Here is a 14,070-nt window from a genome sequence, read left to right on the forward strand (position 1 = left end):
CTTCTAGTTGTGCGTTTGCGAGATCGGAATGGAGGCGTAGGTTTCCAGGCAAATCCGATCGCTTTCGTCGGCGGAGCTGAATATCCAGGCCAGGCGTGCGCCATAGTCGCTCATCAACGTCAGCAATCCGAGTCCGGAGCGTGACACGTCGGGGCTCGCGGCATTCGCTTCAATTCGCTGTATCAGCAGGTCTCTGGGATCGCCAACCGTGATGTCCGCCAAGAGGTTCTTGAACTCGGAGGCGTTTTTGCCATCGACGTCATTCGACACCTTGAGCTTGAAGCACTCCGAATCCATCGACGCCTCGATCACGATCTCGCCCGGTGCGCGAAACTTGACGGCGTTCTCGATGAGCTCGTTGACCAGATATCCGATGCTGTGCCGCACTTCGATGTAGTCATTGCGGGATGACTGGAAGCGCAACGCGAAAAGATCGGCGATGAAGTCCGAGGTCGTGGCACAATGACGCCAACTCAAGTCGAGAGGTCCGTCGAACAGCCGAACGCGACTGACGCTCTCCTTCATCCCGATTGCAATGTCAGGGGTCCCGAACAGCGTTGTCATTGCTATGTGTGCCTTATGATCACGAGGGTGATGTCGTCATGGATCTTCTGGACTCCGATATGGGCCATCAGATCCTCGATGATCCCGGTCTTGATGTCCTCGGCGCTCCCGCCGTAACGTTTTTTTGCGCTCTGGCAGAGGCGCTCGAACCCGAATAGCCTTTTGTCCTGATCCTCCGCCTCGGTCACACCGTCGGTGTGCAGCACGATCACGTCGCCACTCTCGAACTGGATGTCACGCGTGTCGATGAACTTCGAGATGTCATTCTCCAGACCAACCGGCATGCCCAGATCAAGCGTATCGATGCGTTCGACCTCCCCGTCCGCACGCACGACGAGAACGTCCTCATGCTGGCCGGATAGCGTTACCCGCTCATCCTCGAAGTCAAGAAAGGCCAGCGAGAGATGCTTGCCGGTGTTCGTCCGCTCGATGTTCTTGTAGATCGCTCTGTTCAGCCGGTCCAGAAACTGGTGCGGATCCGCTTCGTCGGTCTCCTGCAGCGCGCGTGCAACGGATTGGACCATCAGCATCAGCACGCCGCTCTCGAGACCATGACCGGTCACGTCGCCGATGCCGATCTTGATCCGTGATCCGTTCTGCAAGACGTCGTAATAGTCACCGCCGACCTCGTCGGCCGGCCGCATGTAGGCTGCGATCTCCAGCCCCGGAATCGCTTCGAGTTCGAATGGTTTCGGCAGGACCATCAACTGGATCTGCTTGGCAACCGCGAGCTCGGCGCCGAGGCGGACATTCTCGTCCTGCAGCTTTTCGTTGAGAGCGGAAATCTCCTGATTGGCGTCGCCGAGTTCTCTGGTTCGTTCGTCGACGAGTTGCTCCAGGTTTTCCGTGTGGAAGCTGATCTGCTCGGCCATGCGGTTGAAAGCGATGCCAGCGGCACCAACCTCGTCGCGCGTCGGAATGCTGACGCGGACTGAATAGTCCTTGGTCTGGAGCCGCTGGGCGGCACTGGCAAGCGCCCTGAGGCCCGCGGTGATCCGCTTCGAAATTCCGAGCACGGCCGCGAAAACAATCAGAAGCGAAACGATGATCGCACCGATCTGAAAGAGCAGGATACGATTGGTTGCGCGCGAAATACTCTTCTGCGCGGCAAACAGGGACGCATAGATCTCCCGTTCGGGAACGACGATCCCGACTGACATCGTTTCGGACTTGATCGGTCCCGAACTCCACAGATTGGTCGGCTTCAGTCGCTTGAGGACAACAATGTAGGGTACGCGTTCGCCCTTGTTGTCGAGCATGATATGCTGAATGACACCGTCATTGTTCTGGCCGAGAGGCAGCGACGCGATAGCCGGCTGCGTACTTCCCCGCAGGGACCGCTCCAGGCCGGTGACGCCCTGCGTGCCCGCGTCGCTCGATGAAGTCAGACCGATGATCGCCTGGCCCGACGGATTGATCGCCACCACATTGCCAGTCGACATGGTGAGGAAGCCGAACCCGGTTTCAGCGATCTTCACCCTTTCGACGACTTCCGCGAGCTGATCGAGAGTGATGTCGGCCCCGGCCGTACCTGCGATACCGGTGCGATCGCGCGTCCACAGCGGGTGGAAAAAGCTGACGATCAGCTTTCCCGTGATTGCATCGGTGTAAGGCGCTGTCTGGGTGATATCGTCAGAGACCGGACGCGAGGCCGGATCCCTGGCCCATTGCTGCCATGAGCCATAGATTCCCGGAAAGAAGAACTCCCAGAACTCCGCCTTGTTGTGACCCGGATAGAGCTTGTCGAAGGTCTGCGCCTGGTTCGTATACGGCACCGTCCTGAAGATCGGCCGTTCTTTTGGACCAATATAGTACATTTGCAGTTTGGACGATCCGCTGGCCATGAGAGTCGGCGCGACGAGATCGATCACGGTACTGTCTTCTATTTCCTTCTGAACTCCCGGCAGCGGAGCGTGGTCGGCGCCCAGCAGGTAGCCCCAGACACTGACCACGGAAGGCGCGCCCGGCAGGTTCTGCGCCCAATCGCCCTGCGCATCGTAGACGACCTTCACGGAGCCGGGCGCTTCATGCGAAAGCGTCGCTCCGACCTCTTGCTGCCTCGTCGGTTCGTTGATCTGGGCCTGCAGTACGCCAGCCAGCGCCTTGACGTCGCCGTGAACCCGATCGAGCAGCAGATCGACGCTCAACGCTGTCGATTCGGCATAGGAACGAATGTATTCCTGGTTTGCGGTCGTCAGGCCCTCACCGACTTCCGATGTTGCGTCGCGCGACAGCTTCTGAACGTTCCAAAGCGCCAGGCCACCGCTCAGCAGGAGGTCGAACAGGACGGCGCCGCCAACGACCAACACGAATTTCGCTCGAAAGGAGCGCAGGCCGAAGCGCGGCGTGGGCTCATTGTCGGCTTTCATTGCGGCCGTCGCCCCGATGCGACCCAGATCGGCCAACCCGCATAACCTTTGGGGTGGAGCGCAGCGAAAATGTGGTCCTCGAAACCCTGCCGGAACTGTGAGACGAACTCAGGTCCATCGCCGCGCCTGGTCGCCATCTCGCCCGCATAGACATCCGCCCATGCCGCAATGACATCGGCGAAATCCTGCGGATCGCCGTCCAGGTTAGTGACCATGAAGGTCTCCACACGGATGTCTTCGAATCCTGCTTCCATCAGATATCGCCGGCTCTTGGGCCCAAGCTCGACGTCCATCTCGAAATGCCCGAACAGCTTCGCCACCTCGTTATAGGTCCAACGGATGCTTTCGGCGCGCGGCTCGCCCAGGCAATGCGAATTCTTCTCGTTGGTGATGTAGACCCGCCCGCCCGGCTTGCATATGCGGTAGAGCTCCTTGAGGATGAGTTCAGGCCGATTGAATATCTGAAGGGAATGCCGGCAGGTCACCAGGTCGAACTGCGCTTCGTCGAGCAGCATCTCCGACGCATCGCCATAGGTATATTCGATGCCCCGGATATCGAACTCCCGCATCACCTGTCGAGCATAGTTCAGGCTCGATATGGAGTGGTCGAGGGCGACGATCCGCGATGGCTGGAACTCCTTCTGCACGAGCACGGCGAAATCGCCGATCCCGCAACAGATGTCGGCCATGACGATCCCCTGCCTCATGCCGTGTCGCGGCAAGATTGCGCGCTCGTGGCGCCAGGTCATCTTCGTCTGTGAACGCAGGATCGGAACGAACCCGCCTTCCTCGAGGAAGCCCTGTCCCGGATAGAATTCGCTGTCATACTCCTCGACCGTGATGTTCGGCTCGATTCCGCTCAAGCGACCGAATTTTCGCGAGGTCCATCCGACGACGCTTGACGTGATGACGACGAATTTGAGATCGGGCCGAGCGCGGCAGGCGTCGATGAGGATCCTCGAAAAGGCGTGAAACGCGGCGTTGTTCATCTGCGTCAGGCGTCTGACATTGACGTAGAGAACGCCGCGCACACGGCCGATCGCATCGCGGAGCAATGCTATGCTAGGCCCAAGCTCATCGATTGCCTGAGGCCGGACCACCCCGGATATGGAGAACTCCTGGTTGTTGGCGTCATATTGCGCCTTGAAGCGCGGGAGGAGGTCGTAAGGGCTCAATGTTGCAGGCCCTCAAGCGGGAGATCCACGACAAGCTTGATTGCATCACCATCGGCTTCCTCCACCCTGAGTACCGCGTTGTAGTCGACAGCCAGTTCCAGGAGCACGACCTCCCGGCTGGGCGCGACATCCCCAGACACCGAATTGAGGTATCGCTCCCTGGCCTCTGTTCCTGCGACGCGTGACACCGCTTCTTCATAGAATTGGCGCTCCTCTGGCACGCATGGGAACGTCAGTTCGATCCTGTCCGTCGCGCCGTGGCGGGACACCCTGCATGCCAGTTCACCACCGGCATGGCGCGTACGAAAGGCGACTTCCAGCAATTCATTGAGGGCAGAGGAAAAGAGATTTGAATGCCGGACCGAGTCTGACCTGTTTTGACTGATCATCCGGGCCATGTATGTCGAGGCATAATCGCAGTGTCTCCAGGCGGAGACGAAAGCTTTGATTTCCATGTCGATCTGGATCATGGGCGCAAAAGTCGGCTCGCCAGCCAGCTCATGATGAACAGGTCCCATAGGCATCCTCCCTTGTTCCATCAGCATTGAGCCCTGGTAAGGCGATGGTCTCCGCGACGAAAAAATTCACCCCGCGCCGTGATGAGTCACTCTTGCACCGACTCGAAGAATTGAGCGGTATCTGCCTCGATCGTTTCCACAAATCTCCACTTCACCGTTAACAAAGGGTGCAAGGTGCAAAGCAATTCCAGGAAACATGCGTAGCGGTTTTCCGTCCGGATTTGTGTAAAAACAAATACTTAGGGTCAGTGGTTCTATCAAACCGCTCTAAACCGCCCGATTTGATTCCTCCATCGCTCTCACCACCCTCAGCTGGGATCGTCTGATGAAATTGCCAATTGCATCGGCTCCGAGTGGGCGTCCCAGGAAATTGCCCTGCAGGCAATCGCAGTTCTCCTTGATCAGCCACCGCGCCTGTGCCGACGTCTCGACCCCCTCGGCGGTGACGCTTATTCCCAGGCCGTGCGCCAGATTTATGATCGATCGCACGATGGTCTGGCTTTTGAGATCGGTCCCCAAGTCCGCAATAAAGTACTGATCTATCTTCAACGTGTCGAAGGGAAAGTTCTTAAGGTAGCTCAACGATGAGTAGTATGTTCCAAAATCGTCGAGCGATATTCGTATTCCCAAGACGTTCAGAGTGTTTAACGTGTCGATATTGTCGATCGTCTTCTCGAGAAGAACCGTCTCGGTTATCTCGAGTTCAAGTCGGTCGGCCCGGATTCCAACTGCGTCGATGACCTGAGCCACGGTGTCAGTCAGCGATCCGCTAAGGAACTGAGCAGGCGACAGGTTCACTGCGATCGTCAGCGAGGAGGGCCACGTCAATGCCTGGCGACAGGCCTCCTCAAGCACCCATCGTCCAATCTCGTCCATCAGACCGTCCGCCTCGGCGATCGGTATGAACACACCGGGTGGAATGATTCCGATCTCGGGGTGCCGCCACCGTAGTAGCGCTTCGAAACCGATCACCGATGCGGGAGACCGAATGAGCGGCTGATACTCCAAATAAAGCTCGCCCCGCTCCAGCGCGGTTCGAAGGTTGCGCCTCAGATTCTCGCGTTGCTCGAGCAAGAGCAGCATCGAACGGTTGAACGTTCGAGCGCAACCGCGTCCATCCGTCTTGGCTGCGTAAAGAGCAATGTCCGCGGCTTTCATCAACTGCTCGCCATCGGTACCGTGCTCCGGCCCGAAAGCAATTCCGATACTCGAGCCGACGAAAACGGGAATGCCGTTGATGACGAACGGCTCCTTGAACGCGTCGACCAGCGATCCTGCGAGGCGCTCGGCTTCCGCAGGCTGATCCTTTCCCAATTGGATGACGGCGAACTCATCGCCGGCATACCGGTACGCGGATTCGCCGTCCTGCAGCGCGTCGCGGATTCGACCCGCTGCGAGTTGAAGAAGCGTGTCGCCTGCTCCATGACCGAGCGTGTCGTTGACCGCTTTGAAATCGTCGAGGTCGATTTGCAGCAGGGCGGCTTTCGGCTTTGCTCCGCCGATGGCCGCGAGCGCCTGCTGTAGCCGCTCGCCGAACCGCCGCCGATTCTGCAGTCCGGTCAGCACGTCGTGCGTCGCCTGATGGAGCAGAATTACATGCTCCTGCTCCTCCGCCGCGCTCCGCTCGCCGTGCCCCCTTGTCTCGATGATTCCCACGCCATTCGCGGCGGCGAAGACGAAAACGGAACGGGGCGCTTCGTCCGATGATCGCGGCAAGTCGATGCTTGTCGGAGTGCCGCCGTGGAACACACGAAGAAATTCGTCGCGGTACCCCGCATCGAGGAAGCTCGGGTAGATATCCCAAACGGCGGCACCCGGCGCTACCGCGCCTCCGTACACGCCTTTGAGCTTGGTTGCGTAGTGCGTCAGGCAGAAGTCGCGGTCATAGAACGACAAAAGTTCGGTCGTGTTTGCCAAAAGGTCAGCGAGAAGCGCTTCGCCGGCACGTGGAACATCGCTTGAGGAGGGCTCCTCACTCTCCGGGCCGACGCCTGATGCCTCTGGGTGCAAGAGCCACCTCCATAGGCGGTGCAAATTCGCTTCCCCCAGTCCAGAAATAGCATAACTGTCAGGCTTGGCAAACTTTCAACTGGCAGTCTTAACAAGTTCCGCGTGCTGCGTAGTTGCAATGTATGCCCGGCAGTGATTGGCGGCAAATTATCGATAATGATGACCAGTCACAGTTCGTCAATAAATCGGCAAGCGGTGGGAATTAGCCATATGATTGATGGCGCGGTGGACGCGACACGAAAATATTGTGGTCCATGAGGCGATGTGGCCTTCCCCGCCCGGCAACCTTTTTTGAGACCGGTCCGTCCAAAAATCGCCGATCCTGTTTCAGCTTCCCAGCGCTTTGAGCCAACCTTCAAAGGAAGAGGCCTTCTGGTGTTCGGCATGCGAAGCAGAGTGGGCCGGGCGTGACAACACCACCGTGCTGCGGCCTTCGCGGGGGCTGTAACCGAATTCCTTGCTGAATGCCCGGCTGAAATTGGCCGCTGAACTAAACCCGAAGGCCTCGGCAATTTCAACAATTCGCCGGCTGTCCACCGGATCGCTGAGCGCAATATGCGCTGCCAGAAGCCGGCGGCTTTGGATGTAATGGAGAACACCACCGCTTGGTTCGAACAACTGATAGAGACGGGAGCGCGAGACGCCGAGCGCCCGGCACATTGAATCCGGTGTCAGATGAGGCGTATCCAGATTGTTTTGGACGTATCGGCGCGCTCGCTCCATCAGCGCGACGCCCGCCAATTGTTCGGCGGCGGCAGCATGTTCCGCCGGCGGCGCGAGGCAGGCAATGATCATGCTGCGTGTTGCGTGCACGATGCGGGGCAGATCTTCGGCCGTGAGACTGCGTAGTCTTGCTTCGATGCTGTCGACGTAGTCAACCAAGAGGCTGGCAACGTTGCCGAACAGAATTGAATTGTTCTTCGCGTCGAGGGTTGCGGCCACATCAGAGAACAAATCACGCGGCAGATAGAGAAAGAGACTTTCGGAGTCCGTTGTCCTCCCGCGAAACGGATAGCCAAGCGACCTGATCTCCAATTTGCCCGGCTGGCTTTCTGCAACGCGGCGGTCGACCTCCGTCCACGACCGGCCAGTACGTGGCAAGGCGATATACCAGTGATCGATTGAACTGGACCGAAGCTTGGCGGCAGAACGGATGTAACTGTGTGCCGGAGCGTGCTGCTGAACGATCAGCATGCCACCGAGGTTCCAGGCCGTGTGGTCGGCGGGAAAGCCATCGTCCGGCGATTTGTCATCCGGCAACTTAACCTCGACAAGCGGAGCCATATGCGCTTGCCAGGCGGCTAATTGATCCTTTGGCGACAGTTCGAGCGTTGAAAAGGACAAAGGCTCGAGCGCCGGCGCGAGTGGCGAAGCTTGCTCGTTGTGAGGTTGAGCTTCGCGCGGCCAACGACGTCGATCACGCTCCGGCGGCCGCCTCGCAGGTGCCTCGTCTGGCTTTTTAGCGTCCATCGCGTGGTGCCATATCCGATTCGGGTATGCCCATGCCCCTCTCGATCATGTGGTGTACTTCGGGCATCTGGCAAGACTTTGCGGCCGATATCGACAGATCAGCCAGATCAAGCCGTTCGATGACCACAGCCGCAACCCTGCCAACTACAGCGGAACTCACGTCGACAGAGCCGGCGATAACGCTGAGTAACAGCAAGAAATGCATTCCGAGATAAGTTTCTGGATGCGACGCTAACGACACTCTTCAGCCCGCTGCATATAGAATTGAGCATTGTGGAAGCGTAGTTGGGGAGACCCCGTAAATGAACGCAAAACTCAACAGCGAAGCTCGTCGCAAGATAATTCTTGACGGATACGTTAACAACGAGCCGTTGAAGGATATTGCGGCCAGGATCGGATGCTCACTGGCAAGTTTGAAAGTCACAGCCAGTAAAATCGGCTGCACTCGAACTCCGAAGGAGGCGGCCGATTTTAGGCGCGGCTTTCATATCCCGGAAAACAAGCGGCATGATTACTACCAGTTGATGAACATTGGTCAGTATAAAGCTCGTGAGTGCGCAGAAATTTTGGGATTGCTGACCGTTCAATCGTCAGGAAACGAGTAAACTCACCGCAATACACTGTCGACGATATTATCGCTGGAGCAATCCATCGCCTCAGCGACTCGTCGGCAGCGGGCCCTGAAAGGTTCGCACAAATGCCGCGTGGGCGCTTCAACCGTACCTGCCTCAGCCCTCACGATCTGGCTATTTGCGAACACGTGTTCGATCAGGTCTGCGCGGATGAACATCTCAACCCCTTGGACCCGGACGCCGAAATCCTGGCGGTGATGGTTGTGGCCATTTTTCGAAATGCTCACACCGGCGAGCGCGAACTGCTGGAAGCGGTCAGGTCTCGCCGGCAAAAGGTCGCGGGAAGCGGGCATTAGCGCGCCGCATTCCATCGCGTAGCCGGCCGGGCCCGGCTGGGCGCATAAACCGCAAAGAGGCTGGAACGTTTCGGCCCGCCGCGCGTTGTGTTTATTGGGGTGAAGGCCGGCTTGTTTCGGCCGGCCATGGCGTTAGGGAGGCGCATGGCGGGGAATGTCCCAGGTCCAGACTGTGAAGCCAGCCGAAGCGGCAGCAGCGCCGCGGGTGTCGGATGCGTTCGCGCTGAAGCTCACCTCATCCGAACTTGCTACCACCATGTCACATTTCCACCGCGCCGAGATCGCCCGCATGGCCGGCTGGCGCGACCGTCTGGACCGCACCAGCAACTGGGCGATCACCGTCGTCGCCGCCATGCTCTCTGTCTCCCTGTCGACACCCAGCGCCCATCACGGCGTGCTGCTGTTCGCCATGCTGTTGATCACGCTGCTTCTGTGGATCGAGGCGCGGCGCTACCGCTTCTTCGACGTCTACCGGGCCAGGGTGCGCCAGTTCGAGCGCTATTACTTCGCACAGATCTTCTCGCCGCAGCCGGACTACGCCTCCAACTGGCTGGCCATCGTTGGCGAGGGCCTGCGTTCGCCGCGCTTCTTGATTTCGCAGCGCGCGGCTTTGGTGCGCCGGCTGCGCCGCAACTACATTTTCATGTACACGATCCTGACGCTGGCCTGGGTGCTGAAGATCACGACGCCCAGCCTGCAACGCGAAGGATCGCCGATCGGCTTTGGTGCGTCATTCCTCGATGCCGCGCGCGTGGCGCAGCTCGGCGCTATTCCGGGCATCTATGTGGTGTGCCTGGTCGGGTTACTCTATGTCGGCATGCTTGCCGCCGCTTTTCTCATCTCAAGCGACGAGGGCGAGCTGTCGCATGGCACCGTGCACGTCTGAACATGGCTCCGAAAGCGCAATCGGGTTCTGCTGCGCGGATAATCAGCAGATATTGTCGACCATCATTGCGGTCGATTCCGGCCGGGGTTCGGACACCTCAACCCGAGGGCGTGCGCGATGACGCTTGTAGGCAGTGAATTCGATGACCAGGGCGCAGCAGGCGCCGTTCAGCCAGTTGATCGCCGCCAGCGCGGGATCGTCGAGGTTGATGTGGGCATAGAGCCCGGTCGTGGCGTTGGCGGCTGTCCACAACGGCCAGGTTGAGTAGGAAATAGCCGTCGCGCCATGCTTGTCCTGCGCCACCCGCAGGATCTGCGGCAGGTAAGAAACCACGCGCAAGCCATTGAAAATCGTGAGCAGATAGAAAGACAGATCGGCTAGCGTCATCCGAATCCCCTGTACTGGACCGACGTCCCATAACGTTCCTTGCAAGCGCGGCCTGTGAGCCCTTTCACATGCCTACCGCGAATTTCCGGCCTGGTGCGCGCCTCAAACCGCGCCGCGCACGCGGTCGATCAACGCCATCGCTAACGCTGTGATTTGCCCGCTATGTCCGCAGCAGAGGTGATTGTTTCGCGCCAGCAGCTGTCAGCCGCGATAGCGCAACGCCTCGACCAGCAGGGCGAAGGCCGCTGAAGGCTGCCTTCGGCTTGGGTAATAGAGATGGTACCCGGAAAAGGGCGGACACCAGTCGGCAAGCAGCCTGACCAGTTGGCCGTCGTCGAGCTGTGTTCGCACCTGATCCTCCGGCAGATAGGCAAGCCCAAGGCCCGCAAGCACGGCGTTCATGCGCAAGCTGAAATTGTTGAACACCAATTGTCCTTCGACCCGCACCTTCAGCTCGTGGCTGGCCTTCTCGAACTCCCAGGCATAGATGCCGCCATAGGTCGGCAGGCGTAGGTTGATGCAGGCGTGCGCCGTCAGGTCCTGTGGGGTCTGCGGCCGCTTGTGGCGTGCTAGGTAGGATGGCGCGCCGACGACCGCCATGCGCATGTCGGGGCCGATGCGCACCGCAATCATGTCTCTCGCGACCTGCTCGCCGAGACGAATGCCGGCATCGTAGCGCTCGGCAACGATATCGGTCAGGCCGTAGTCGACCATGATCTCGACCGCGATATCGGGGTAATCGGGGAGCAGCCTGGCCAACGCCGGCCACAGGATGCTTTCGGCCGAATGTTCGCCGGCGGTGATGCGGATGGTACCGGCGGGCTTGTCGCGCAACTCGCCCAAGGCTGCAAGCTCGGCCTCGATCTCGTCGAGCCGCGGGCCGGCCGTGCGCAGCAGGCGCTCGCCCGCCTCGGTCGGCGAAACACTGCGCGTGGTGCGGGCGAGAAGCCGCACGCCCAGCCGCTCCTCCAGCGCCCGCATTGTGTGGCTGAGCGCCGATTGCGAGACGCCGAGCTTGGCCGCAGCCTTGGTGAAGCTCTTCTCGCGCGCGACGGCGAGGAAAGCGGTGAGCTCATTCAGATTGTCGCGCGGCATTTATGATCACTCCTCATAGGTTCATGCCAGATATAGCAGCTAATCGCGGATAATCGCAGGCCCTAAATAGGCATCATCAAAATCAGGCAACCAAATCGGCGGCCCGAAGGCCGGTCACACCGCCCACGAGGGACAGATCCATGGACATCAAGCGAAGCGGCTCGCAGCCTTCAGCCAAAGGCCCCGCCGACTGGTTCACCGGATCGGTGCGCATCGATGCACCGTTTACGGGCAGCGAGCCAGCCCGGGTCGGCGGCGCCACCGTGACCTTCGAGCCCGGCGCGCGCACCGCCTGGCACACGCATCCGCTCGGCCAGACGCTGGTCGTGCTGTCGGGCGCCGGACTGGTCCAGCGCGAAGGCGGGCCGATCGAGCCGATCCGCCCCGGCGACATCGTCTGGTTCGCGCCCGGCGAGAAGCACTGGCATGGCGCGGCACCAACCACGGCGATGAGCCACATCGCCATCGCCGAAGCGCTGGACGGCAAGGTCGTCGACTGGCTGGAGAAGGTCAGCGATGAACAATACGAGGTCCAGCCATCATGACCGATGCATCTCCCAGGAACCCGTTCTCCGACATCGCCCCTGCCCTCGGCAGATACACCGACGAGGTGTTGTTCGGCGACGTTTGGAAGCGCCCCGGCCTGTCGCCGCGCGACCGCAGCCTCATCACCGTCGCCAGCCTGATTTCAGGTTACCGGATCAATGAAATGCCGGGGCACATGAAGCGGGCGCTCGACAACCGCGTCACCCGCGACGAGTTGATCGAAACCATCACCCATCTCGCCTTCTACGCCGGATGGCCGACGGCAGCCACGGCGATCGGCATCGCCAGGAAGGTTTTCGAACAGGCCGACACCGAGAAACAAGGACAATGACAATGCAAAAGCGAACACTTGGAACAAGCGGCCTCGAAGTCTCGGCCATTGGGCTCGGCTGCATGGGAATGAGCCAGTCCTACGGGGCGCCGATGGAGACGGCCGATGCGGTCCGCCTGATCCGCGCGGCGTTCGAGCGCGGCATCACCTTCTTCGACACCGCCGAAGTCTATGGGCCGTTCAAGAATGAGGAGGTCGTCGGCGAGGCATTGCAGCCGATCCGCGACCAGGTGGTGATCGCCACCAAATTCGGCATCGACATTGCCGGCACTGCCGGACACAGCGGCATGGACAGCCGGCCGGAGCATATTCGCGAGGTCGTCGAGACCTCGCTCAAGCGACTGCTGACCGATCATATCGACCTCCTCTACCAGCACCGCGTCGACCCGGTCGTGCCGATCGAAGAGGTGGCGGGCACGGTCAAGGACTTGATCCAACAGGGCAAGGTCAAGCATTTCGGCCTCTCGGAGGCCGGCGTGCGCAACATCCGGCGCGCACATGCGGTGCAGCCGGTCGCGGCACTGCAGAGCGAATACTCGCTGTGGTGGCGCGAGCCCGAAGAGGCGATCCTGCCGGTGCTCGAGGAACTGGGGATCGGCTTCGTGCCCTTCAGTCCCCTCGGCAAGGGTTTTCTCACCGGCGCCATCAGCGCCGACACGACGTTCGAGAGCAGCGACTTCCGCAACACCGTGCCACGTTTTTCGGCGGAGGCCAGGCTGGCGAACCAGGCTCTGGTCGACGCGATCGGCGTCATCGCGGCCAAGAAGAAGGTGACCCCGGCGCAGGTCGTGCTCGCCTGGCTGCTGGCGCAAAAGCCTTGGATCGTCCCGATCCCCGGCACGACTAAGCTCAACCGCCTCGAGGAGAACATCGGATCGGCAGCGGTTGCGCTGACGCCGGGTGATCTTGCCAGCATCGAAAACGCGGTCTCGGCGATTGCCGTGCAGGGAGAGCGCTATTCCCCGCAACAGGCGGCAAGGATCGATCGCTGATCGCGACGAGAATCAGAAGGACAAAGTCATGACACAAGGTATCGAGAACAAGGTGGTCGTCATCACCGGCGCCAGCAGCGGGCTCGGCGAAGCCGCCGCGCGGCTGCTGGCGAAGGAAGGCGCGAAACTGGTGCTGGGCGCACGACGCCTCGACCGATTGCAGACGCTGGCAAGTGAGCTTTCGCTCGGGAAGGACGCCATCCTGCAGACCGACGTCACCGATGTCGATCGGGTCCGCCGTCTCGTCGACCACGCGGTCGAGACGCATGGCCGCATCGACGTCATCATCAACAATGCCGGCCTGATGCCACATTCACCGCTGGAGCGTGGCAAGATCGAGGACTGGGACCGGATGATCGACGTCAACATCAAGGGCGTGCTCTATGGCATCGCCGCCGCCCTTCCGCACATGAAGACGCAGAAGAGTGGCCACATCATCAACGTCTCGTCGGTCGCCGGCCATAAGGTCGGGCCGGGCGGCGCGGTCTATGCCGCCACCAAGCATGCGGTGCGCGTCATCTCGGAAGTGCTGCGCCAGGAGGTCAAGCCTCACAACATCCGCACCACCATCATTTCGCCAGGCGCGGTGGCGACGGAATTGCCGGACAGCGTCACCGAGGCCGATGTCGCCCAAGGCGTGCGTGCGCTCTACGACCGGGTGGCCATCACGGCCGATTCTTTCGCCAGGACGGTGGTGTTCGCCATGAGCCAGCCCGACGAGGTCGACATCAACGAGATCCTGTTTCGGCCGACGGCGCAGGAATATTAGACCGGCACATCATCACCGGTCGCGCGCAGC

The 14,070-nt window shown here is 60.3% G+C and carries 15 protein-coding genes; 7 read left to right on the forward strand and 8 right to left on the reverse strand.

Annotated elements, in window-relative coordinates:
- Window positions 1-3 precede the first annotated feature (3 nt).
- The 6 genes from AC1D1L_RS20015 to AC1D1L_RS20040 all read right to left on the reverse strand — a co-directional run bounded on the left by AC1D1L_RS20015 (window position 4) and on the right by AC1D1L_RS20040 (window position 8,106).
- Window positions 4-564: a slr1658 superfamily regulator gene (locus tag AC1D1L_RS20015; protein WP_477343191.1), complete on the reverse strand. Its 561-nt coding sequence runs from the start codon at window positions 562-564 to the stop codon at window positions 4-6.
- A gap of 2 nt (window positions 565-566) precedes the next feature.
- Window positions 567-2,933, reverse strand: a complete 2,367-nt coding sequence (locus AC1D1L_RS20020; RefSeq protein WP_477343192.1) for a SpoIIE family protein phosphatase — start codon at window positions 2,931-2,933, stop codon at window positions 567-569.
- Window positions 2,930-4,108 (reverse strand): methyltransferase domain-containing protein, encoded by a 1,179-nt coding sequence (locus AC1D1L_RS20025; protein WP_436259315.1) that lies wholly within the window; start codon window positions 4,106-4,108, stop codon window positions 2,930-2,932. The genes AC1D1L_RS20020 and AC1D1L_RS20025 overlap by 4 nt, the downstream gene beginning before the upstream one ends.
- Entirely contained in the window at window positions 4,105-4,626 is a 522-nt protein-coding gene (locus AC1D1L_RS20030; RefSeq protein WP_477343193.1) for a ubiquinone biosynthesis methyltransferase UbiE, read from the reverse strand. Before AC1D1L_RS20030 ends, AC1D1L_RS20025 begins: the two co-directional genes overlap by 4 nt.
- Before the next feature lie 267 nt (window positions 4,627-4,893).
- Window positions 4,894-6,636 carry a putative bifunctional diguanylate cyclase/phosphodiesterase gene (locus AC1D1L_RS20035; protein ID WP_477343194.1) on the reverse strand — a complete coding sequence of 581 codons (1,743 nt, stop codon included), beginning with the start codon at window positions 6,634-6,636 and terminating at the stop codon, window positions 4,894-4,896.
- A gap of 327 nt (window positions 6,637-6,963) precedes the next feature.
- Window positions 6,964-8,106, reverse strand: coding sequence for a helix-turn-helix domain-containing protein (locus AC1D1L_RS20040; RefSeq protein WP_477343195.1), 1,143 nt, complete (start codon window positions 8,104-8,106; stop codon window positions 6,964-6,966).
- A 302-nt stretch (window positions 8,107-8,408) separates the two neighbouring features.
- Between AC1D1L_RS20040 and AC1D1L_RS20045 the strand changes: the two genes are divergently transcribed.
- From AC1D1L_RS20045 to AC1D1L_RS20055, 3 genes are all read left to right on the forward strand, one after another.
- A complete protein-coding gene (locus AC1D1L_RS20045) occupies window positions 8,409-8,711 on the forward strand; it encodes a hypothetical protein (protein ID WP_352587641.1) in 303 nt (100 codons plus the stop codon).
- Between the two features lie 92 nt (window positions 8,712-8,803).
- Window positions 8,804-9,034 carry a hypothetical protein gene (locus AC1D1L_RS20050; RefSeq protein ID WP_477307658.1) on the forward strand — a complete coding sequence of 77 codons (231 nt, stop codon included), beginning with the start codon at window positions 8,804-8,806 and terminating at the stop codon, window positions 9,032-9,034.
- A 154-nt stretch (window positions 9,035-9,188) separates the two neighbouring features.
- Complete coding sequence (locus tag AC1D1L_RS20055) at window positions 9,189-9,920, forward strand: DUF2270 domain-containing protein (protein WP_477343196.1); 732 nt, start codon at window positions 9,189-9,191, stop codon at window positions 9,918-9,920.
- 42 nt (window positions 9,921-9,962) lie between these two features.
- Here the strand turns inward: AC1D1L_RS20055 and AC1D1L_RS20060 are convergent, their stop codons facing one another.
- The gene (locus AC1D1L_RS20060; RefSeq protein ID WP_477343197.1) at window positions 9,963-10,307 is read right to left on the reverse strand and encodes a hypothetical protein; all 345 of its coding nucleotides are present in this window, start codon (window positions 10,305-10,307) and stop codon (window positions 9,963-9,965) included.
- A 201-nt stretch (window positions 10,308-10,508) separates the two neighbouring features.
- Window positions 10,509-11,402, reverse strand: coding sequence for a LysR family transcriptional regulator (locus AC1D1L_RS20065; protein ID WP_477343198.1), 894 nt, complete (start codon window positions 11,400-11,402; stop codon window positions 10,509-10,511).
- 140 nt (window positions 11,403-11,542) lie between these two features.
- On the opposite strand from AC1D1L_RS20065, the gene AC1D1L_RS20070 reads away from it, so the two are divergent.
- The 4 genes from AC1D1L_RS20070 to AC1D1L_RS20085 are packed head-to-tail and all read left to right on the forward strand — an operon-like array spanning window position 11,543 to window position 14,040.
- Window positions 11,543-11,947, forward strand: a complete 405-nt coding sequence (locus AC1D1L_RS20070) for a (R)-mandelonitrile lyase (protein WP_477343199.1) — start codon at window positions 11,543-11,545, stop codon at window positions 11,945-11,947.
- Window positions 11,944-12,279, forward strand: coding sequence for a carboxymuconolactone decarboxylase family protein (locus AC1D1L_RS20075; RefSeq protein WP_477343200.1), 336 nt, complete (start codon window positions 11,944-11,946; stop codon window positions 12,277-12,279). The genes AC1D1L_RS20070 and AC1D1L_RS20075 overlap by 4 nt, the downstream gene beginning before the upstream one ends.
- 2 nt (window positions 12,280-12,281) lie before the next feature.
- Window positions 12,282-13,271 carry an aldo/keto reductase gene (locus AC1D1L_RS20080; RefSeq protein ID WP_477343201.1) on the forward strand — a complete coding sequence of 330 codons (990 nt, stop codon included), beginning with the start codon at window positions 12,282-12,284 and terminating at the stop codon, window positions 13,269-13,271.
- 28 nt (window positions 13,272-13,299) lie between these two features.
- On the forward strand, window positions 13,300-14,040 hold the full coding sequence (locus tag AC1D1L_RS20085) for an SDR family oxidoreductase (RefSeq protein ID WP_477343202.1): 741 nt from the start codon (window positions 13,300-13,302) through the stop codon (window positions 14,038-14,040).
- The last annotated feature ends 30 nt before the right edge of the window (window positions 14,041-14,070 follow it).

The organism is Mesorhizobium sp. P2_D6 (assembly GCF_056404315.1).